At 69.3% G+C, this 18,999-nt stretch carries 25 protein-coding genes; 21 read left to right on the top strand and 4 right to left on the bottom strand.

Translation table 11 applies throughout. The features are described 5' to 3' along the window. The first annotated feature begins 16 nt into the window (after nt 1-16). Both ACXJJV_RS03055 and ACXJJV_RS03050 read left to right on the top strand, forming a co-directional pair. Complete coding sequence (locus tag ACXJJV_RS03055; protein ID WP_456466707.1) at nt 17-790, top strand: DNA integrity scanning protein DisA nucleotide-binding domain protein; 774 nt, start codon at nt 17-19, stop codon at nt 788-790. Beyond that, entirely contained in the window at nt 714-1,907 is a 1,194-nt protein-coding gene (locus tag ACXJJV_RS03050) for a methionine adenosyltransferase (protein ID WP_456466706.1), read from the top strand. The genes ACXJJV_RS03055 and ACXJJV_RS03050 overlap by 77 nt, the downstream gene beginning before the upstream one ends. Here ACXJJV_RS03050 and gatD read toward each other — a convergent pair. Further along, on the bottom strand, nt 1,904-3,271 hold the full coding sequence (gene gatD, locus ACXJJV_RS03045; protein ID WP_456466705.1) for a Glu-tRNA(Gln) amidotransferase subunit GatD: 1,368 nt from the start codon (nt 3,269-3,271) through the stop codon (nt 1,904-1,906). The two genes, ACXJJV_RS03050 and gatD, sit on opposite strands and share 4 nt — an antisense overlap. Before the next feature lie 36 nt (nt 3,272-3,307). Here gatD and hisH point away from each other — a divergent pair, with 36 nt between their 5' ends. The 6 genes from hisH to ACXJJV_RS03015 are packed head-to-tail and all read left to right on the top strand — an operon-like array spanning nt 3,308 to nt 6,315. Then, nucleotides 3,308-3,907 (top strand): imidazole glycerol phosphate synthase subunit HisH, encoded by a 600-nt coding sequence (hisH, locus tag ACXJJV_RS03040; protein WP_456466851.1) that lies wholly within the window; start codon nt 3,308-3,310, stop codon nt 3,905-3,907. After that, nucleotides 3,904-4,404: a V4R domain-containing protein gene (locus ACXJJV_RS03035; protein ID WP_456466704.1), complete on the top strand. Its 501-nt coding sequence runs from the start codon at nt 3,904-3,906 to the stop codon at nt 4,402-4,404. Before hisH ends, ACXJJV_RS03035 begins: the two co-directional genes overlap by 4 nt. 1 nt (nt 4,405) lies before the next feature. Then, nucleotides 4,406-5,032 carry an HPr kinase/phosphatase C-terminal domain-containing protein gene (locus ACXJJV_RS03030; RefSeq protein ID WP_456466703.1) on the top strand — a complete coding sequence of 209 codons (627 nt, stop codon included), beginning with the start codon at nt 4,406-4,408 and terminating at the stop codon, nt 5,030-5,032. 4 nt (nt 5,033-5,036) lie between these two features. Continuing rightward, nucleotides 5,037-5,396, top strand: coding sequence for a hypothetical protein (locus ACXJJV_RS03025; RefSeq protein ID WP_456466702.1), 360 nt, complete (start codon nt 5,037-5,039; stop codon nt 5,394-5,396). 5 nt (nt 5,397-5,401) lie between these two features. Next, entirely contained in the window at nt 5,402-5,674 is a 273-nt protein-coding gene (locus ACXJJV_RS03020; protein ID WP_456466701.1) for a PRC-barrel domain-containing protein, read from the top strand. After that, nucleotides 5,671-6,315, top strand: a complete 645-nt coding sequence (locus ACXJJV_RS03015) for an ArsR/SmtB family transcription factor (protein WP_456466700.1) — start codon at nt 5,671-5,673, stop codon at nt 6,313-6,315. Before ACXJJV_RS03020 ends, ACXJJV_RS03015 begins: the two co-directional genes overlap by 4 nt. On the opposite strand, the gene cbiB is transcribed toward ACXJJV_RS03015, so the two are convergent. Together cbiB and dph2 are read right to left on the bottom strand one after the other, a co-directional pair. Further along, nucleotides 6,266-7,189: an adenosylcobinamide-phosphate synthase CbiB gene (gene cbiB / locus ACXJJV_RS03010; RefSeq protein ID WP_456466699.1), complete on the bottom strand. Its 924-nt coding sequence runs from the start codon at nt 7,187-7,189 to the stop codon at nt 6,266-6,268. The genes ACXJJV_RS03015 and cbiB overlap by 50 nt on opposite strands. Next, a complete protein-coding gene (dph2, locus tag ACXJJV_RS03005) occupies nt 7,125-8,180 on the bottom strand; it encodes a diphthamide biosynthesis enzyme Dph2 (RefSeq protein WP_456466698.1) in 1,056 nt (351 codons plus the stop codon). Before dph2 ends, cbiB begins: the two co-directional genes overlap by 65 nt. 72 nt (nt 8,181-8,252) lie before the next feature. Here dph2 and ACXJJV_RS03000 point away from each other — a divergent pair, with 72 nt between their 5' ends. Then, nucleotides 8,253-8,636, top strand: a complete 384-nt coding sequence (locus tag ACXJJV_RS03000; protein WP_456466697.1) for a cobalamin biosynthesis protein — start codon at nt 8,253-8,255, stop codon at nt 8,634-8,636. A gap of 4 nt (nt 8,637-8,640) precedes the next feature. Further along, entirely contained in the window at nt 8,641-9,159 is a 519-nt protein-coding gene (locus tag ACXJJV_RS02995) for a 2-oxoacid:acceptor oxidoreductase family protein (RefSeq protein ID WP_456466696.1), read from the top strand. Here ACXJJV_RS02995 and ACXJJV_RS02990 read toward each other — a convergent pair. After that, nucleotides 9,156-10,100, bottom strand: a complete 945-nt coding sequence (locus ACXJJV_RS02990; protein WP_456466695.1) for a DNA cytosine methyltransferase — start codon at nt 10,098-10,100, stop codon at nt 9,156-9,158. The two genes, ACXJJV_RS02995 and ACXJJV_RS02990, sit on opposite strands and share 4 nt — an antisense overlap. A gap of 127 nt (nt 10,101-10,227) precedes the next feature. Between ACXJJV_RS02990 and modA the strand changes: the two genes are divergently transcribed. From modA to ACXJJV_RS02935, 11 genes are all read left to right on the top strand, one after another. Continuing rightward, complete coding sequence (modA, locus tag ACXJJV_RS02985; RefSeq protein ID WP_456466694.1) at nt 10,228-10,986, top strand: molybdate ABC transporter substrate-binding protein; 759 nt, start codon at nt 10,228-10,230, stop codon at nt 10,984-10,986. Beyond that, nucleotides 10,983-11,774, top strand: a complete 792-nt coding sequence (locus ACXJJV_RS02980; RefSeq protein ID WP_456466693.1) for an ABC transporter permease — start codon at nt 10,983-10,985, stop codon at nt 11,772-11,774. The genes modA and ACXJJV_RS02980 overlap by 4 nt, the downstream gene beginning before the upstream one ends. Continuing rightward, nucleotides 11,761-12,450, top strand: coding sequence for an ABC transporter ATP-binding protein (locus ACXJJV_RS02975; protein WP_456466692.1), 690 nt, complete (start codon nt 11,761-11,763; stop codon nt 12,448-12,450). The genes ACXJJV_RS02980 and ACXJJV_RS02975 overlap by 14 nt, the downstream gene beginning before the upstream one ends. Further along, nucleotides 12,434-13,693 carry a molybdopterin molybdotransferase MoeA gene (locus ACXJJV_RS02970; protein ID WP_456466691.1) on the top strand — a complete coding sequence of 420 codons (1,260 nt, stop codon included), beginning with the start codon at nt 12,434-12,436 and terminating at the stop codon, nt 13,691-13,693. The genes ACXJJV_RS02975 and ACXJJV_RS02970 overlap by 17 nt, the downstream gene beginning before the upstream one ends. An 81-nt stretch (nt 13,694-13,774) precedes the next feature. After that, on the top strand, nt 13,775-14,014 hold the full coding sequence (locus ACXJJV_RS02965) for a 4Fe-4S binding protein (protein WP_456466690.1): 240 nt from the start codon (nt 13,775-13,777) through the stop codon (nt 14,012-14,014). Between the two features lie 14 nt (nt 14,015-14,028). Beyond that, nucleotides 14,029-14,430, top strand: coding sequence for a tungsten-dependent formylmethanofuran dehydrogenase subunit FwdD (gene fwdD / locus ACXJJV_RS02960; RefSeq protein WP_456466689.1), 402 nt, complete (start codon nt 14,029-14,031; stop codon nt 14,428-14,430). 104 nt (nt 14,431-14,534) lie between these two features. Further along, on the top strand, nt 14,535-15,785 hold the full coding sequence (locus ACXJJV_RS02955) for a formylmethanofuran dehydrogenase subunit B (RefSeq protein ID WP_456466850.1): 1,251 nt from the start codon (nt 14,535-14,537) through the stop codon (nt 15,783-15,785). A 135-nt stretch (nt 15,786-15,920) separates the two neighbouring features. Then, nucleotides 15,921-16,238 carry a hypothetical protein gene (locus ACXJJV_RS02950; protein ID WP_456466688.1) on the top strand — a complete coding sequence of 106 codons (318 nt, stop codon included), beginning with the start codon at nt 15,921-15,923 and terminating at the stop codon, nt 16,236-16,238. A gap of 16 nt (nt 16,239-16,254) precedes the next feature. Then, nucleotides 16,255-17,997, top strand: coding sequence for a formylmethanofuran dehydrogenase subunit A (locus ACXJJV_RS02945; protein ID WP_456466687.1), 1,743 nt, complete (start codon nt 16,255-16,257; stop codon nt 17,995-17,997). Nucleotides 17,998-18,011: 14 nt separating this feature from the next. Further along, nucleotides 18,012-18,815 (top strand): formylmethanofuran dehydrogenase subunit C, encoded by an 804-nt coding sequence (locus tag ACXJJV_RS02940; RefSeq protein WP_456466686.1) that lies wholly within the window; start codon nt 18,012-18,014, stop codon nt 18,813-18,815. A 56-nt stretch (nt 18,816-18,871) separates the two neighbouring features. After that, the coding region (locus tag ACXJJV_RS02935) for a DUF2097 family protein (RefSeq protein WP_456466849.1) at nt 18,872-18,999 on the top strand (128 nt) is incomplete at its 3' end.

The following is an 18,999-nucleotide window of genomic DNA, read 5'->3' as shown; positions in this document are numbered from 1 at the left end:
CGCGGGGGATCGTTCGATGTCGATCGAGCGGACGGTCCGGCGGATCGTCTCCTGCCTCGAGGTTAAAGCGGTGGTCGCCGACTTCGACGCGGACGTGAGCGTGCCCACGATCCGCGTCCCGGCGGACCTGCTGGACTCCGTGGGTCCCGTGGAGGCGTGCGCCCGGGCGGGGGTGCGGGCCGGGGACTTCATCCTCCTGGCCTCCCGACGGACGGTCACCGTCACCTACCGGCCCGTTCGGACCGAGGAGGAGCGGCTCGCCCGGTTGGACTCGTACCGGGTCGTCAGCCGGCTGCTCTTCCTGCTCACCGAGCTCGCGCTGGAGGGGGTGGAGGGGGACCGGGTGGGCACGCTGTGCGTGGTCTCCGACGAGGCCCGCGGGATGTACCGCACCACGCTGCCCCTCCGCGTGGAGAACGTGAACGTCATGACGGAGGAGGGGGGCCGCGTGCTCAAGGCGCTGTCCCGGCTGGACGGGGCGATCGTGGTCAACTCGGACGGCCGGGTGGAGGCCGTCGGCGCCATCTTCGACGTCAGCTCCGAGAGCGTGCGCCCCGGGCTCGGGGCCCGGCACACCACGGCGCTGCACGTGTCCCGGGAGCTGAACTGTCCCGTAATAGTATTATCAGAATCCGGCCGGGTGCGGCTCTACTATCGAGGCCGGGAGGTCCTGGAGGTGCCGGCCCGGAGCGCGCCCCGGGGGCCGAGCGTGGATGACGAGGAACATCGTGGTGAGCACGCTGCCCGAGAGCCCGTTCACGGGCGGGAAGGTGGAGATCGTGGAGCGTAAGGGCGTGGGCCACCCGGACAGCCTGGCCGACGGGATCGCCGAGAGCGTGTCCCGGGCCCTGTGCCGGGAGTACCTAGAACGGTTCGACCGTATCCTCCACCACAACACGGACGAGGTCCAGCTGGTCGCGGGGGAGGCCAAGCCCGAGTTCGGCGGCGGCGAGGTCATCCGACCCATTTACATCCTGATCACCGGCCGGGCGACGGCGTACGTAGGCGACGAGGAGGTCCCGGTCGGCACGATCGCCCTGCGGGCCGCCCGCGAGTACCTGGACGAGACGGTCCGACACCTCGACGTCGACCGGCACGTCGTCCTGGAGCCCAAGATCGGGCACGGGTCCGCGGACCTGAGGGACGTGTTCGAGCGCGGCGAGGAGGTCCCGCTGGCGAACGACACCTCGTTCGGCGTGGGCTTCGCCCCGCTCACGACGACGGAGCGGCTGGTCTACGAGACGGAGCGGTTCATCAACTCGGACCGGCTCAAGAAGGAGCTGCCGGAGGTGGGCGAGGACGTGAAGGTCATGGGGCTCCGCGAGGGCGACACCATCGAGCTCACCATCGCCGCGGCCATGGTCTCCCGGCTGATCGACGACCTGGACCACTACGTCTCCGTGGTAGAGGAGCTGAAGGACCGGGTTAAGGACCTCGTCGCCGAGCTCGCCCCGGACGCGGACGTCACCGTGCACGTCAACACGGCGGACGACTACGAGCGCGGCACGGTGTACCTCACCGTCACCGGCACGTCCGCCGAGCAGGGCGACGACGGGTCCGTGGGCCGAGGCAACCGGGTGAACGGGCTGATCACCCCGTGCCGACCCATGAGCATGGAGGCGGCGGCCGGGAAGAACCCGGTCAACCACGTGGGCAAGCTCTACAACGTGCTCGCGCACCGGATGGCGCGCCGAATCTACGAGGAGACGAGCGCGGACGAGGTGTACGTCCGCCTACTGAGCCAGATCGGCCGCCCCATCGACGATCCGAAGACCGTGGACGTCCAGCTGGTCGGCGACGTCGACCGCGAGGACGTGAGGCGGGCGGAGCGGGTCGCCGAGGAGCTGCTGGACGGCGTCACCGAGCTCACCCGGGAGTTCGTGGAGGGTAAGGTGGAGGTGTTCTAAAGCCGGTGGTGCGGCCCGTCCGCCGGCTCGAACCCCCCGATCGCCCTCCCCCGCTCGATCTCGCCGACCAGGTTCGTCCGCATCAGCCGCTCCACCTCCCCCAGGTCGTCCGTCTCGTTGAGCACGTACATCAGCTTCACGTACGCCACCTCCGGCAGCATGTCCTCCCCCGGAATCACCCCAGCCGCTCGGAGCAGCCGCCCCGTCCGGTACACGTTCATGTTCACCCGACCGTACAGGCACTGCGAGGTCATCACCACCGCCACCCCCTCGTCCACCGCCCGCTCGATGGAGTCCAACCACCGCTCCGACACGTGACCCAGCCCCGTCCCCTCCAGCACGATCCCCCGGTACCCCCGGTCCACGTAGAAGTCCAGGACCTCGGGCCCCATGCCCGGGGCGAACTTCACCAGCGCGACCCGCTCCTCGAACCCCCCCGACAATTCCGGCTCACCGTCCTCCGGCTCCCGGTAGTCCTCCCGCAGGTACTCGACCTCCGGGTTACGGAGGTCCCGCACGTCCACCCGAGCGATCGGCAGCGACTCGATCGAGCGGAACGCGTCCCGGCGCGAGGTGTGCATCTTCCGCACGCGCACGCCCCGGTGCACCAGGCAGACCTCGTCCGCCGTCCACCCGTGCATGCACACGGTGACCTCGCCCACCTCGCCCTCGCCCGCGAACCGGCACGCGGCGATCAGGTTCGACGCCGCGTCCGAGGAGGGCCGGTCCGAGCTCCGCTGCGCCCCCACCAGCACCACCGGCCCGGGCAGCCCGTCCAACAGGAACGCGAGCGCCGCCGCGGTGAACGCCATCGTGTCCGTACCGTGCGCGACCACCACCCCGTCCACGTCCGGGTCCGAGAGCGCGTCCGCCACCTCCTCCGCGATCTTAATCCAGTGCCCCGGCTCCATGTTCTCGCTCAGCAGGTCCATCACGGCCCGCACGTCCGCGACGTTGACCACGTCCGGCAGCTCCGGCACCGCGCTCACCAGCTCCTCCGCCGTGAACGCCGGCTTCACGGCCCCCGTCTCGTAGTCCACCCGGCACGCGATCGTGCCGCCCGTCGACATTACGACCACGTTCGGCAGCGACGGGTCCTCCGGGATCTCCACCTTCAACGGCCTAAAACCGGGCTCCCGCCGCTCCCCCACCGCCTCCAGCCGCTCGATCCGGTCCACCCGAACCCCAACGTTGTACCCGTTGTCCAGCTTCAGCACCAGGTGCCGATCGTCACCCAGCTCCGACCTGGGCATGATGACGCCCTCCAGCTCCACCCCATCGTCCCGCACCACTCGAACCCGGTCACCCACGTCCACGCCGTGCTCGCTCAGAAACTCCCGCACCTTCCCCCGGTACCCCGACAAGGTCCAACCCCCGGTGTCGGGGGTGCGGGCTTGCGGGTGGCGATCGTGGAGTACGGGGTGGGCAACCTCAACAGCGTCTACCGGGCCGTCCGCGAGGTCGGGGGCGAGCCCCTCCTGACCCGGGACCCGGCGGATATAAGGGACGCCGACGCCGTGATCCTACCCGGCGTGGGTCACTTCGGCGCGGCGACCCGCACGCTGGAGGAGACCGGACTCCGGGACGAGCTCCTGGAGGCGGTCGGGTCCATCCCGATCCTGGGCATCTGCCTCGGGATGCAGCTGCTCATGGAGTCCAGCGAGGAGGAACCGTCCGCCCATGGACTGGGCGTGTTCCGGGGCACCTGCGTGAAGCTCCCCCAGACCGTCAAGCGCCCTCACATGGGGTGGAACGAGGTCCGCACGCTCACGCCCGAGCTCTCCAAGTTCGACGGCGCCATGTTCTACTTCGCTCACTCGTATCGGGTCGCGCCTGAGGATGACCGGGTGGTGCTGGGCGTCACGGAGTACGGTGAGAGGTTCCCCAGCGTGATCGGGGACGCCGACCGTCGGGTCTACGGCGTCCAGTTTCACCCCGAGAAGAGCGGTCCAACAGGGTTAAAGTTGCTCAGGCACGTGATCACCGGGGATGACGGTTGAGGCTTGTTAGGGAGAGGATTTTCAGAAAGGTGGAGGAGTCCCTGGAGGGCATCGAAGAGGCCCGGCCCACGCTGGGCGACGAGGTCAAGCTGTCCGCGGTCCGGCACATGTTGGCCTCGATGGTGGTGACGCTGGGTCGGGGCGCGGGTTCCACGTTTTACCGGGCCGGGTTCGACATCGGCGTTTACAAGGCGGAGCGGCACGGGGTGGAAGGACTGGAGGAGGCGCTCCAGTACATCCACGACAGCCTCAAGCGGACCCAGCTGGGGCTGGTGAAGGAGGCGGAGGCCAGGGAGGACGGGAGCATCGAGATCGTGATGACCGAGTCCGCGACCGCGGCCGGGTACTCGGTGAACGAGAAGCTCTGCTACTTCCAGGCGGGGTACATGGCGGGCGTGCTCCGGGCGGCCACCGGCGACCGGTGGCAGGTCCGCGAGGTGGAGTGCGTGGCGGAAGGCCACGACGCATGCCGGTTCATCGCGCGGCGGAGGGGGTAATGTGGAGCGCGTCGTCGTGCACGGGACCCTCGTCGACGTCTTCGGAGTGGGCGTCCTGCTGCTCGGACCGCGCGGCGTCGGCAAGAGCGAGACCTCACTCGAGCTGATCCGACGGGGCCATCGACTGGTTTCCGACGACGCGGTGATCGTGGAGCACGACGAGCGCTACGAGTACCCGATCGGACGTCCGCCGAAGAACCTGGCCGGCAAGATCGAGATCCGGCTCGCGCTGGCGGAGCTGTACTGCCCAGAGTGCGGCCGCGTCTACTCCTTCTCCGCCCTCCGGATGAAGAAGGGGTGCGAGTGCGGCGGCGAGGTCAAGCTCCGCCCGATCCAGGACAAGGTCGACGTGGACGTGGCGGAGCTGTACGGGGTCCGGGCGCTGCGCAGCCGGAAGGGGATCGGCGTCGTCATCAAGATGATCCCGGGGCCCCACCACCCGCACCACGACCCCTCCATGAAGCCGGAGGACACCGTCTCCTCCACCCCGGAGGAGGAACGAAAGGTGATCAAATGGGTCAAGGAGCGGGGCGGCAAGGTCTTCCACCTGGACGTCGTCCCCGGCCGGGACGTGGCCACCATCATCGAGACCATCGCCCTCCAGGAGAGCCTGAGGCGAAGGAGGTGAACCGTTGACACTCACGATCCCGGACTGGCTGGGCGCGGCCCTCCTCCTCTCCCTCAGCGACGAGCTCCACACCCGACTGGTGTGGGGGCCGCTCCGCGACCACTACCTGCTCCTGGGCGCGTACCTCCGCGTCCGACACTCCTCCCTGTTCGTCTGGCTCGTCCACGAGATCCTGGAGCTGATCTTCCACACCCTCGTACTCTCCCTCGCGCTCCCCACCACCATGTCCCTCACCGCCGCCCTCATCCACTTCACCCTGGACCTGATCCACGAGGCGCTGCTGGGCACGATCCGAAACCCGTACCTGCACCGAGCCCTCCACCTGTCGGTCGAGTCGACCGCCCTCTACTACCTGTGGGGGTGAGCGGCGTGCGCGTGCTACGTGACATCATCGGGAAGCCCGTGATCGACTCCTCCGCCCGGAGCATCGGGGACGTCGTGGACGTGGAGATCGACGAGGAGTCGGGCCAGGTCAGCGCGATCCTCGTGGGGCACTCCAAGCGCCCGGGCGTGCTTCGGAAGCTCCGCCTGCTCGGCGGAAAGGAGCGCACGATCCGAATCCCCTACTCCCGAATCGTCGCCATCGAGGACGCGGTGCTGGTGGAGGGGGAGTGGAGGCGCGAAGGTGAGGAGGAATCATGAGACCCCGGGAGATCGACCTCCTACGGGCGCTCCGCGACCGGGCCGACGACCCGCTGGAGTTCGTCGTCGTGAACGGGGTGCTCGTGGACCTCTACGACCTCGGTGACGCCCACGCGTACCTGGTCGCCGTTCGGGAGACGCTGGAACGGAAGCTGGGCCGGGCGGCGCTCCTCCTGGGCCGCGCACCCAGGGTCTCCCTGGTCGTGCCCAAAAGCGAGGTGGACCGGGTAAGGACCGCGGTCGAGCGGGCGGGGATCGGCCTCCTCTCCTACCGGGACGGCGAGCTCAAGCCCGAGGTCCAACCGAAGGAGTGGAACGTCGAACCGAACGTGGAGATCCCCACCGACCGCTCCCGGGAGCTCGCCACGCTCCTCAAGTCCATCGCCGACGAGCGCCGCCTGACCATACTCCGGATGCTCGAGCACGGGGAGGAGTGCCTGTGCGCGATCGCCGAGGCGCTGGGGGAGAGCGAGTCCTCCACCTCCTACCACCTGAGCAAGCTCCTTGAGGCCGGACTCGTGGAGAGGAAGCCGGAGGGAGGCAAGTCCCTCTACCGGCTCACGGACCTGGGGCGCCTCGTGATACGGACGCTCAAAGGGCTCGAAGAACGGATGAAATCACGGTCGAGAACAGGTGAGTGACCGCCGGCGCGACCAACGAGACCACCCATACCGAGCCCGCCGCGTCCATCACCTCCCTCCAACCGGGCAACCTCCCGCCCGGCCCCAGCTCGTACTCCCCCCGCTTCTTCAACCGCACCCGAAGCGCGCACGCGCCCACGTACATCGGCAACCACGAGCACGGGCTCTCCACCCCCCTAACCGCCCTCACGAGCCCGGAGACCGACGCCCGACCCACCCACCACGGAAGCGCCGCCGTGAGCACCGCGGCGCAGCACGGCAGGGCCACTAGGTTCAGCGCATCGTCCGCCCTCGCCGGGACCTTACCGAACGCCTCCAGCCGGCCCCGCCGGTACCCGAACATCGCGTCCGCGACGTTCACGGCCCGGTACACCGGCACCGCCCACCACCCCACCAGACAGAACCACCATAGGGGCCCCACCAGCGAGTCCAGCACGTTCTCGAACCCGCTCTCCACCGCGGCTGACGCCACCAACCCCTCGTCCAACCCCTCCACCTCCCGACTCACCAGCCACCTCACCCGCTCCCGCGCCCCCTCCAGATCCCCACAGCGCAACCGCTCGCCCACCCGCACCACGTGCTCCACGAGCCCCCGAACCGACAGGCACGTCCAGAGCACCAGCGCATCCCCCACCACCGGAACCAGGTGCAACAGCCCGCAGAACCCGGTCAGCACGGCGATCCCCACCGCCGTCGTCACTCCACCACCCAGCACGAGCCCCACCCGGGACTCCACCCGCAGCAACCGGCGGGCGACGACCTCCATCACCCGACCGGTCCAGGCGACCGGGTGAAACCGGTTCGGCGGATCACCTAGCAGCAGGTCCAGGGCCAGCGCCAGGTACGCCGTCAGCAGCGGATCCACCCCGCCCATCCCGCAGACCCCGCAGCGCCCGCAGCACCGACGGGTCCGTGGGGATCTCGTCCAACCGGTACTCCCCACCCCCGCCCAACGCCAGCGCCGCCTCGGCCGGATTCAACACCACCCACCGCCGAAACCGCGCCGACTCGTCCACCGGCACCCGGGGACACCCGCAGTACACGCACTGCCCGCACCGCACAGCCCGCAGCACGTCCTCCGACAGGTACCTCACCTCCCACCGGGGACCACCCAACGCCTCCAACACGTCCTCCCTCCGCTGGCCCAAGCACGTGCTCCCCACCACCTCCACCCCCTCGCCCGGATCGAACTCCCTCACCTTGGAGAGGCGCACGGCGAGCACGCGCCGCACCTCCTCCTCCAACGACTCCGGGTCCACGACCCCCCGGACCGGATCGATCTGCACCACGGGACGCCCCGTCCGCAGCCGAGCCCCCAGCGGATGGAACCGACCGCTGCAGACGATCACCACGGGACGCCCGCCCAGACAGGAGAAGTTGCACCCCAGCACCAACCCCGGCACCGGCACCCGCTCCGGATCCCCCCGACCCACTCGCGCCCGGATCCCCTCCCGCTCGAGCACCTCCGCCACCCGACCCAGCTCGTGCACGTGCTGCCCCGTGGCGCAGAGGTCGACCCGGTCTACCCCCAACGACCTCAACACCTCCGCCGCCTCCTCCACCATCCACTCCTCCACGCCCTTCCGACCACGCGTGGGCAGGAAGAAGGTCCGAACGCCCAGCTCCCGCAGCCGCCTCTCCACCGACGGGATCGGGTAGTGCCCGATGTGCACCAGGCAGTCCACGCCTTCCACCAGGCCCAGGGTCACGTCGCAGGCCCCGAACACCCGACCCGCGTCCAGCACCACCTCGCAGCCCCGACCCTCGAGGACGTCGGCCACCTCCCTCGCGATCCCCTTCAACCCGTCCGGCGCCTGCACCAGGACGCGGCCCGACACGTTCAGACGCTCCGCGACCCTCGGCACGTCCTCCTCGTCATACGAGGCGTCAGCGGAGGTGCATCTCCTCATCGGGGACCCACCAACCCCGGATCGGAGGTGGTCGTTATAGCTGACGAGACCTACGCCCTGGGCCTGGGAATGCGAAGACGGGCGGACCCGACCGAGCTACGGGCCGCGCTCGAGTGGGGACTCGACCGCTCTCAGGGTCGGTTACGGGAGGTGATCACCCTCCGCCGGAAGGCCGAGCAGCCCTCGGGCCGCGCGCTGATCCGGCTGGCCCGAGAGCTCGACCTCCGACCCGTCTTCGTGCGCGAGAGCGAGCTGCCCGGGGCCACCCCCAGCCGCTCCCGGGCCGAGGAGCTCCTGGGACTCCCCGGGTCCGCCTGCGAGGGGGTCCTCTTGGCCCGCGGGTACGAGATCGTTGAGGGGAAACGACGCTTCGGCCGCACCGTCACCGCCGCCCTGGGACGACGGGGGTGAGCCCTTGACCAGGGTGATCGCCCTCGTCGGCGGTCGCGGGGACGGGTTCACCCGACTGGCCCGCATCCTGACCCGAGCCCTGGAGCACCGGGGCCTGCGGGTGGAGACGCTCCTCATGCCTCAGTCGAACGGCGGCGTGGGCCGTAAGTGGGTGACGGCGTACCGGTGGGGCGACGCGGACGTGGTCATCGCCACCACGGACCGATGCTCCCAGGCGGACGCCGCCCTCGTCGTGAGCCGCTTCGGGGCGGCCACCCACGCTCCTCGCGCCGTCTACGACGCCTCACACCCCTCCTTCGCCGGCTTCGAGCCCCCGGACGGCTGGCTCGGCCTCGACTGCCGCCGAATCGCCCGGGAGCGCCGGGTCCCCGCCATGCACGGGCTCATCCTCCTGGGCGCCCTGTGCCGCCGGGAGCGCCTGTGCCCGCCGGACGCCCTGAAGCGGGCCCTGATCGAGGAGGAGGGCCGGCTGGGAGCGCTCGCCTTCCGGGCCGTGCAGGCCGGCTGGGAGGCCGTCGACTAAAGCCGCTCCCGCACCTCCTCCGCGATCGCCCGCGCCAGCGCGGGCGGGACGGACTCCCCCACCTGATCGTACTGCGCCTCGTACCCACCCTCGAACGCGTGATCGTCCGGGTAACTCATCAACCGGGCCTGCTCGCGCACCGTCAGCAGCCGATCCTCGAACGGGTGGATGAACCTCGAACCGCCCATCACGGTCGGCGCCGGCTTCCACGGGTGCAGCCGCAGCCAGTTCTTGAACTCCCCCTTCGCCCCCCTGATGACGTTCAGCGCCTGACCCCACCGCAGCCTCCGGATCCTACGCAGCTTCCGGCGCGAGAGCGGACGAAGCTCGTGGTTCGGGATGTCCGAGCCGTCCGGCTCCGGCAGGTCACCGATCGCGTCCCAGACGGTCCGGGGCCGGTCCACCGTCGGCTCCGGCCGGATCCTCACGTTGGAGATGAACACGCGCCGCCGGTACGAGGGGACCCCGTAGTCGACGGCCTGCAGGACGTTGAAGTACACCCTATCGTACCCGACCCGCTCGAACTCCCTACGCAGCGCCCGCTCCAGCGGCCCCTCCAGGATCGCCGGCACGTTCTCCATCACGAACACCTCCGGCTGCAGGTCCCCCACCAGCCGGATGAAGTGCAGGACCAGGCGGCCCGTGGGATCGTCGTAGAGCCGGTCCAACGGGTCGGGCCGGCGCTCCGCGTTGGCGGCCGTGAACGGCTCGCACGGCGGCCCACCGATCACCACGTCCGGATCGCCCAGCTCGCTCAGGATGTCCTCCGCGTCCACCCGCTTGATGTCCTCCTCCAGCACTCTCACCCCGAAGTTGTTCCGGTACGTGGCCGCGGGGGCCGGGTGATTGTCCACGCCCCCCAGGATCTTGAAACCGGCCTCACGAAAGCCCAGCGAGAACCCCCCGGCCCCACAGAACAGGTCCACCACCCTGGGCCTCACCGCGCTCACCCCCGACACCCGTTGAGCGTTCATCAACGCCGCCCCGGGCGCCCGCTACTTTTAATCTGGCCGGCGTCGAGTCGCACGGCGGTACGAATCGTACAGCCGTAGGATTCGGGTGATCCCGTTGGACGCCCGCGCCGCCCTCGCCGTGGGCCTCGTGGCGGCCCTGCTCGCCGGCGCGGCGATCGGGTACCACCACACCTCGTCCCGTCAGCTGACCGTCTTCGCGGCCGCGAGCCTGAAGAAGCCGCTGACCAGGCTGGCCGAGCAGTACGAGCGGGAGAAGGGGGTCAAGATCGCGCTCAACTTCGGCCCGTCCGGCGGCCTCACGGCGCAGATACTGCAGGGTCAGAGGTGCGACCTGTTCTTCTCCGCGGACTGGAAGTACGTCGTCAAGCTGCAGAAGGCCGGCAAGGCCGTGAAAACGAGGAAGTTCCTGAGGGACCACCTCGTGCTGGTCGCGTCCAAGACGGGCCGGCGGAAGGGGATCAAGGACGTCAAGGACCTCACCAGGCCGGGCGTGACGGTCGCCGTCGCCGACCCGAAGGCGCCGGTCGGCGAGTACACCCAGCGCGCGCTGCGTCGGCTCGGGATCTGGGACACGATCGTCAAGAACGGGAACCTGAAGGCCCGGCCGGGCACCGTCAACCAGGTGGCCACGATGGTGAAGAAGGACCAGGTGGACGCCGGGTTCGTCTACCGGAGCGTGGCCGTCGAGTTCGGGCTGCCGATCGTGCAGACGCTCCCGCACTCGCTGACGGGCCCGATCGTCTGGGGAGCGGCGGTGATCAAGGGCGGCAACGAGCGGCTGGCCGAGGACTTCCTGAACTACTGCCTGCGGCACGTCGACGAGTTCAGGAAGTACGGGTGGGAGCCGGCTTGATCGGCAGGTACGAGCTCCTCAGCGCCCTGTTCCCGCCCCTGTTCTTCCTGTTCATCGCGTTCCCGCTGGTGGCCCTGGTGCTGAACCTGACCCCTCGGGGGCTCGCGCAGGCGTTCGGTGACCCGTACTTCTGGTCCGCCACGTTCAACACCATCCTGTGCGCCGTCGCGGCCGCGGTGATGGGCGTGGCGACCGCGGTGGGCTTCGGCTACTACCACCTGTTCAAGCAAGACTCGGTGATCTACCGGATCGCCGACTTCCTCAACGACCTACCCGTCGCGCTGCCGCACACCGTCGCGGGACTCGCGCTGCTACTCGCGTTCGGCCGACGGTACTTCTGGTGGCTGGGCGAGAACGGACTCGCGTTCACGCTCGTCGCCGTCACGCTCGCGATGTTCTTCGTGTCGTACCCGCTGGCCGCCCGAGCGGTGCAGTCGGGCCTCGAGGAGGTGGGAAGGGACCTCGTGGAAGTCGCCAGGACCCTAGGGGACACCCCGGCGCAGGCCTACGCCAGGGTCGTCGTCCCGGCGCTCCGGGAGGCCCTGCTGGGCGGGTTCCTCCTCGCGTTCTCGCGGTCGCTCAGCGAGTTCGCCGCCGTGATCATGTTCGGCGGAAACCTGCCCGGGAAGACCCAGGTGCTGGCCTCCTACGTGTTCACCCGGGTCGAGGCGGGCGACCTGGAGGCAGCCGTCGCGGCCAGCGTCTTCTGCATGGTACTCTCGCTGATCATGGTGGCCCTGGTACGCTCGCTGACCGGGACCGGGGGATTTCAACGTGCTCAAGGTTGAGAACGTGCACTTCTCCTACGGCGATAGGACCGTCCTGCGAGGCGTGAGCCTGGACGTCGAGCCGGGAGAGGTGCGCGTGATCCTCGGCCCCAATGGCAGCGGCAAGTCCACGCTGCTGAGGATCGTGGCCGGAATACTGAGGCCCGACAGGGGCCGGATCGTCATCGACGGGGAGGACGTCACCGACCGACCACCCGAGGACCGTCGGGTCGGCTACGTTCCGCAGCACCCGACCCTGTTCCCGCACCTCACGGTGAAGGACAACATCACCTACTCCCTGAGGAACGGCCGAGGTGACCCGGATCGGCTGGATGAGCTAGTCGAGATGCTGGGGCTCTGGGAGCACCTCGACCGGCGCCCGGACGAGCTCAGCGGCGGCTATCAGAGCCGCGTGGCGCTGGCCCGGGCCCTCTTCTCCGACCCCCGGGTACTGCTCCTGGACGAGCCGCTCAGCGACGTCGACCTCGCCGCGAAGCGGGACCTGGTGAGGCGGTTCCGGAGGGCCCTCCGGCGGTCGGACGCCCCCGCCCTTTACGTGACGCACGACCCGTGGGAGGCGGAACGCGTCGGCGACTCTTATACGGTGTTGCTGGGTGGCAGGGCGGTCGACGTCGACACCGTCGACGAGGCGCTCGAACGACTCCGACGGGGTGCTCCCGTTGGCGAGGGGTCGTAAGTACCGCGGGTTCGTCTACACCGACGACCTCACCCGCCCTAGGAGGTTCCTCGAGTTCCTCCGCGAGCGCGTCGAGCCGCCGGAGGTCGAGGAGCTGGAGGTGGGACCCGAGGTCGCCGGGCGCGTCCTGGCGGACGACGTCCGGGCCGAGCGACCCTCCCCACCGTTCACCCGCTCCGCCATGGACGGGTACGCCGTCCGGGCCGAGGACGCGGAGCCCGGGGCCAGGCTGAGGGTGGTGGGCGAGTCCCGAATCGGCGAGGAGGGCGAGGTCAAGGTCGGCCCGGGTGAGGCGGCGTACGTGGACACCGGCGCCCGCGTTCCCGAGGGCGCCGACGCGGTCGTGCCGGTGGAGTTCGTGGAGCGGGACGGGGACGAGATCGTCATCAAGGAGGGCGTGGAACCGGGCGACAACCTGGACCGGAGGGGCTGCTACGTCGAGGAGGGTGAGATCCTGTACCCGGCCGGCCACGTGGTGGAGCCCGTGGACGTGGGCGTCATGCTGGAGCACGGGGTCGAGGAGGTCCGCGTGCGCCGACCCCTGCGCGTCTCGGTGATCGTCACCGGGAGCGAGCTCGTGGAGCGGCCCTCGGACCTCGAGTCCGAGGCGCAGGTGGTCGAGTCAATCGGGCCCGTGCTCGAGGCGGAGCTCGCGCGGCTAGGCTTCGTCGAGCTCCGGGACCGGAGGCTCGTGGAGGACGACCCGGCGGAGATCGAGCGCGCGATCGTCGACGCCGCGGACGGCTCCGACGTCCTGATCGTTACCGGCGGGTCCTCCGTCGGTGAGCGGGACTACGTCAAGGAGATCCTCGAGGACGCGTTCGAGGACTTCATCCACGGGATCCGGGCCCGGCCCGGGCGCCCGTTCGGCGTGGCGCTCCGCGAGGACGCCGTGGCGTTCACCCTCCCCGGCTGGCCCACGTCGGCCTACACCACCTTCCGCGTGTGGGTGACCCCGTGCCTGCTCGCCCTGGCGGGCGCGGACCCCGAGATCGTCGGCCTCGAGCTCCCGTGCGAGGGGGTCAAGGGCAAGAAAGCCCTGGGCGTGATCGCCCGGGTCGAGCTGGAGGACGGTCGGGCGCGCGGGCTTCCGAGGGACCGCTCCAGCCATTACGCCCTCTTCCGCGAGGCCGACGCCCTGGCCGTGCTCCCACCGGGCGGGAGGGAGCGCGCGCTGGTGATGCCGCTGAGGCGCTGTGTGAACCCGTTCGAGTGGATGGAGCGGCGCCGGGGCGACCGGTAGTGTCCACCTCGTATCAACGGCACCACGACCTCCTTCGCCTTTTATCGGGCGCTACGTCGGGCACCGCGGGGAGCGGACGGGTTGGTCAGGATCAAGGTGTACGAGGACCGCTGCCACGGCTGCGGTAACTGCGTCGTCGCCTGTCCCGTTAACGCGAGAAACTCGCCCAACGCGTGGGGCGGCAAGGGTCCGGAGGAGGACGATGAAGTCGTGCTCAAGGTCGTGAACGGCGTGGTCCGGGTCGTCGAGGAGGACCTGTGCGAGGCCTGCCTCACCTGCGAGCTCGCCTGCCCCGTCGACGCCATCGAGGTCCAGCCCTAGCGGGGTGGGCCCGCTTGGCCGAGTTCCTCCTTCTCACGGGCCGCACCATTTGGCAGGGCGAGGCGATTGAGACCGCGAAGGACGAGGACATCTACCCGAAGGCCGTGGCCGTTTGCTACTTCCACCCGGCCGATATGGAGGAGCTCGGCATCGAGGAGGGGGACCCCGTCCGGGTCAAGTCCGAGCACGGGGAGATCGTGGTCGAGGCGCGCGCGGCCGACGTCGACGTGCCCGCCCGCGGCCAGGTGTTCATCCCCATGGGGCCCTGGGCCAACCGCGTCGTCGACCCCGACACCGCCAGCACCGGCATGCCCGGCTTCAAGGGCGTCAAGGTCGAGATCGAGCCCACGGACGAGGAGCCGATCAAGGACATGTCCGAGCTGATGCGCAGGACGTACCTCCGCGCGGAGGACTAACGCTCACGAGACTCACGCTCCCGACCCCGCCACAACGGAAAGGGGGTGAGAACGTGGGGGACAGGAAGGTCGTCAAGGACGTGGTGTGCCCGTTCTGAGGAACGCTGTGCGACGACCTAGAGGTGGTCGTGGAGGACGGTAAGATCGTGGAGGTCCGGCACGCGTGCAGGATCGGCGCCGCCAAGATCCTCAACGCGCAGGAGGACCGCATCACGACCCCCATGATCCGCGAGAACGGCGAGTGGAAGAAGGTCGACTACGAGGACGCCGCCGAGGAGACCGCCCGCATCCTCGCCGAGGCCAAGCTGCCCGTGCTCTACGGCTGGTCCTCCACCCTCGTCGAGGCGCACGAGAAGGGCATCGAGCTCGCGGAGAAGGTGGGCGCGGTGATCGACAACACCGCGTCCGTTTGACACGGACCGTCCGTCCTGGGACTGCAGGACGTCGGCGTACCCAGCTGCACGCTGGGCGAGGTGAAGAACCGGGCGGACGTGATCCTCTACTGGGGCTGTAACCCGATGCACGCCCACCCACGGCACATGAGCCGGTACACCACGTTCACGCGCGGGTACTTCCGACCCAAGGGCCGGCAGGACCGCACCGTCATCGTCGTGGACCCGCGACGCACCGCGAGCTCGCGCGTCGCCGACTACTTCGTGCGCGTGTCGCCCCACCAGGACTACGAGCTCATCAGCGCGCTCCGGGCCGCCATCCACGGGGTCGAAATCGAGCGGGAGGAGGTCGCCGGCGTCCCCGTCGAGCGCGTCTACGAGCTCGCGGAGGTCCTCAAGAACGCCAGCTTCGGCGTCCTGTTCTGGGGCATGGGACTCACCATGTCCCGCGGTCGGCACCGGAACATCGACAACGCCATCTGCCTCATCCGAGACCTCAACGAGCACACCAAGTGGGTCCTAATGATGATGCGCGGGCACTACAACGTGACCGGGTTCAACGAGGTACTCTCCTGGACCACCGGTTACCCGTACGCCGTGGACTTCACCCGCGGGTACCCGCGGTACAACCCGGGCGAGACCAGCACCGTCGACCTGCTCACCCGCGGCGAGACCGACGCCATGATGGCCATCGCCGGCGACCCCGGCGCCCACTTCCCGCAGGAGGCGGTGGAGCGCATGGCCGAGATCCCGCTGATCTGCGTGGACCCCGAGTGGACGCCCACGGCCGAGCTCGCGGACGTCTACGTGCCCACGGCGATCGCCGGGATCGAGTGGGAAGGCACCGCCTACCGCATGGACGCGGTACCCATCCGCATGCGCAAGATCGTCGACCCGCCCGAAGGCATGCTCAACGACGCCGAATTCCTGGAACTGGTCATCGAAAAGGTGGAGGAGATGTAAGCCCAAAGCTCCCGGGGTCCCGGGCCGCCCCGCGGGGCGAACCCCGCCACCCGGGGAGCCCCGCGGGGTCAAGCGGGGGTAAGCCCCCCGCGGCCCGGGCCCTTCCCCACCCTCACCCCCTCCGGGGGAACACCCTTGACCCGCCCCCGCTGCCCGTACTGCGGCTCCCCCGACTGCGTAAACCGGGCCGCGCTCACCGCGTTCCTTCGCGCCACCCAACGCCTGGCGAGGTACGTCGCCCAAGGGCGAGACGAGGTCGACCGCGACGACCCGCTCTTCCGCCCCACGTTCGGCGAGGTGGGGGTGTGCCGCCGCACCCACCGCCGCATCTGGGTCTGCCCCCACTGCCACTCCCTCCTCCCCGAGCCCGACCCCGACGGGATGACCGCCCGCTGCCCCGAGTGCGGACGAAAGGCCAACGTCGCCCCCTCACGACGCAAGATCGTGTGCTAGTTGGGGGGAGGTCCCCGTGACCAAGGAGCTCTTGATCAAGAACGCGTGCGTGTACGACCCCCTCAACGGGATCGAGGGCGAGGTGATGGATCTCGGCGTGAAGGACGGCAAGATCGTCGACCCGTCCGAGATCGACGAGTCCAAGGCCAAGGTCATCGACGCCGAGGGCCGCCTCACCATGGCCGGCGCCATCGACATCCACGCCCACGTCGCCGGCCCCAAGGTCAACATCGGCCGCATCTTCCGCCCCGAGGACAGCCGCCGCCTCCAGGTCGCCCTCAAAAAGCTCGGACCCCGCTCCGGCACCGGATTCTCCGTTCCCTCCACGACCCTGACCGGCTACATGTACGCCCAGATGGGCTACACGACCGTGATGGAGGCCGCCACCCCGCCCCTGATGACCCGACACACCCACGAGGAGATCCGCGACACCCCCATCCTGGACCAGGGCGCCTACACCCTAATGGCCAACAACTGGATCCTCTATGAGTACATCAAGGAGGGCGAGCTCGAGAAGGCCGCCGCCTTCGCCGCCTGGCTCCTCCGCGCCACCCGAGGCTACGTGATCAAGATGGTCAACCCCGGCGGCACCGAGGCCTGGGGCTGGGGCGAGAACGTCCACAGCCTCGACGACCCCGTCCCCTACTTCGAACTCACCCCCGCCGAGATCTACCGGAACTACGCCCAGATCAACGAGCTCCTCGGACTACCCCACTCCATCCACATCCACCCCAACCTGCTCGGCGAACCCGGCAACTACGAGATCACCCTCGGCTCCTGGGACGCCGTCCGCGACGCCGGCGTCGACCCCGACCCGCAGCTCGGCGACCGCGAGCAGATCGTCCACAACACCCACGTCCAGTTCCACGCCTACGGCGGCGACTCCTGGGCCACCTTCGAATCCCGCGCCGAGGACATCGCCAAGTACCTCAACCGCCACCCCGAGGTCACCGTCGACCTCGGCGTCGTCACCCTCGATGAGACCACTACCATGACCGCCGACGGCCCCCTCGAGTGGGAACTCCACGAGCTCACCGGCTTCAAATGGGCCAACTGCGACGTCGAGGTCGAGACCGGCTCCGGCGTCGTCCCCTTCATCTACAGCCCCAAGAACCCCGTGCACTCCGTCCAGTGGGCCATCGGCCTCGAGATCGCCCTGCTCACCGAGAACCCCTGGCAGATCGTCATCTCCACCGACCACCCCAACGGAGGACCCTTCCACCGCTACCCCCGCATCATGACCTGGCTCATGAGCGAACCCTACCGGCAGGAATGGATCGAACGAGTCCACGACTGGGTCGGCCAGCGCGCCGTCCTCCCCACCATCGACCGCGAGTACACCTGGACCGACCTCGCCATCACCACCCGCGCCGCTCCCGCCAAGATGCTCGGCCTCTCCGACCGCATCGGGCACCTCGGCGAGGGCGCGTACGCCCACATCGCCATCTACGACATCAAGCCGGACGAGGTGGACCCATCCCGGGACTACGCCGAGGTCGAGCGGGCCCTGGAGCAGGCCTGGCTCGTCGTCAAGGACGGCCAGATCGTCGTCCAGGAGGGCGTCGTCGTCCACGAGGTCACCGGCCGCACCTACTGGGTCGACGTCAAGGTCCCAGAAGACCTCATGGAAGAGGTCCAGCGCGACCTCGAGACCAAGTTCCGCCGCTACTACTCCGTCAACCTCGGTAACTACCAGGTCCAGCCCGAGTACCTACCCCGCGAGGAACGTATCGAGATCGACGCCCGAGACCGCTTCTAACGGGGGAGACGACCGTGAAGGAGGTCATTCTAACGCCGAAGGAGCGACCCGACGTACCGCTGGAGGCGGAGGTGATCACGCCGGACGAGTTCGCGGGCCGAGACCCCGAGGAGATCCTGAGCCTCACCGTGCACGAGGGCAACCGAGAGCGCGAACTCGGCGACTTCTTCGACCTCGAAGGCCGACCCGGCGACTCGGCCGACCAGACCCGCATCATCATTGACGACGACGTCGACCACGTTAAGCTCATCGGTCACCGCATGACCGCCGGCGAGATCATCATCGAAGGCAACGCCGGCCGCCACACCGGCGCCCAGATGCGCGGCGGCCGCCTCGTGATCCACGGCCACGCCGACGACTGGCTCGGCCGCGAGATGCGCGGCGGCGAGATCCTCGTCGAGGGCAACGCCGGCAACTACGTAGGCGCCACCTACCGCGGCGAATGGCGCGGCATGAGCGGCGGCCGCATCCACGTCAAGGGCGACGCCGGCCACGAGATCGGCGAGTGGATGTCCGACGGCCGGATCATCATCGAAGGCAACGCCGGCATCATGACCGGCATCCACATGCAGGGCGGCCAGATTCTCATCCAAGGTGACTGCGGCGCCCGACCCGGGGCCGAGATGGAGAACGGCACCATCATCGTCCAAGGCCGCGCCGAGGACATCCTCCCCTCCTTCCGGTACCAAGGCACCGAGACCGACCCCACCGACGAGGCCCCCGGCGAGTACCACCTCTTCCAAGGCGACTACGCCAACGGCCCCGACGTCAAGGGCAAACTCTACCTGAACGCCGCCCTTAACGACGTCCCCCGCTAGCCTTTTCCCCACCCACCCACACCACCCAACCGGGGCCGACCGTGCGCACCCTCCGCATGACCCCCGACCAACTCCACCGCTACTTCCTCGAACGCGTCGAACCCGGCGACCACGTCGAGCTCAACTACGCCTTCGTCCACATCCCCGGCGAGGTCCTCCACGTCACCGAACGCCACCTACACCT

Source organism: Methanopyrus sp., from assembly GCF_053997775.1.
The sequence above is the reverse complement of the archived record's forward strand: the minus strand, read 5'-3'. Positions and strand labels throughout refer to the sequence as shown.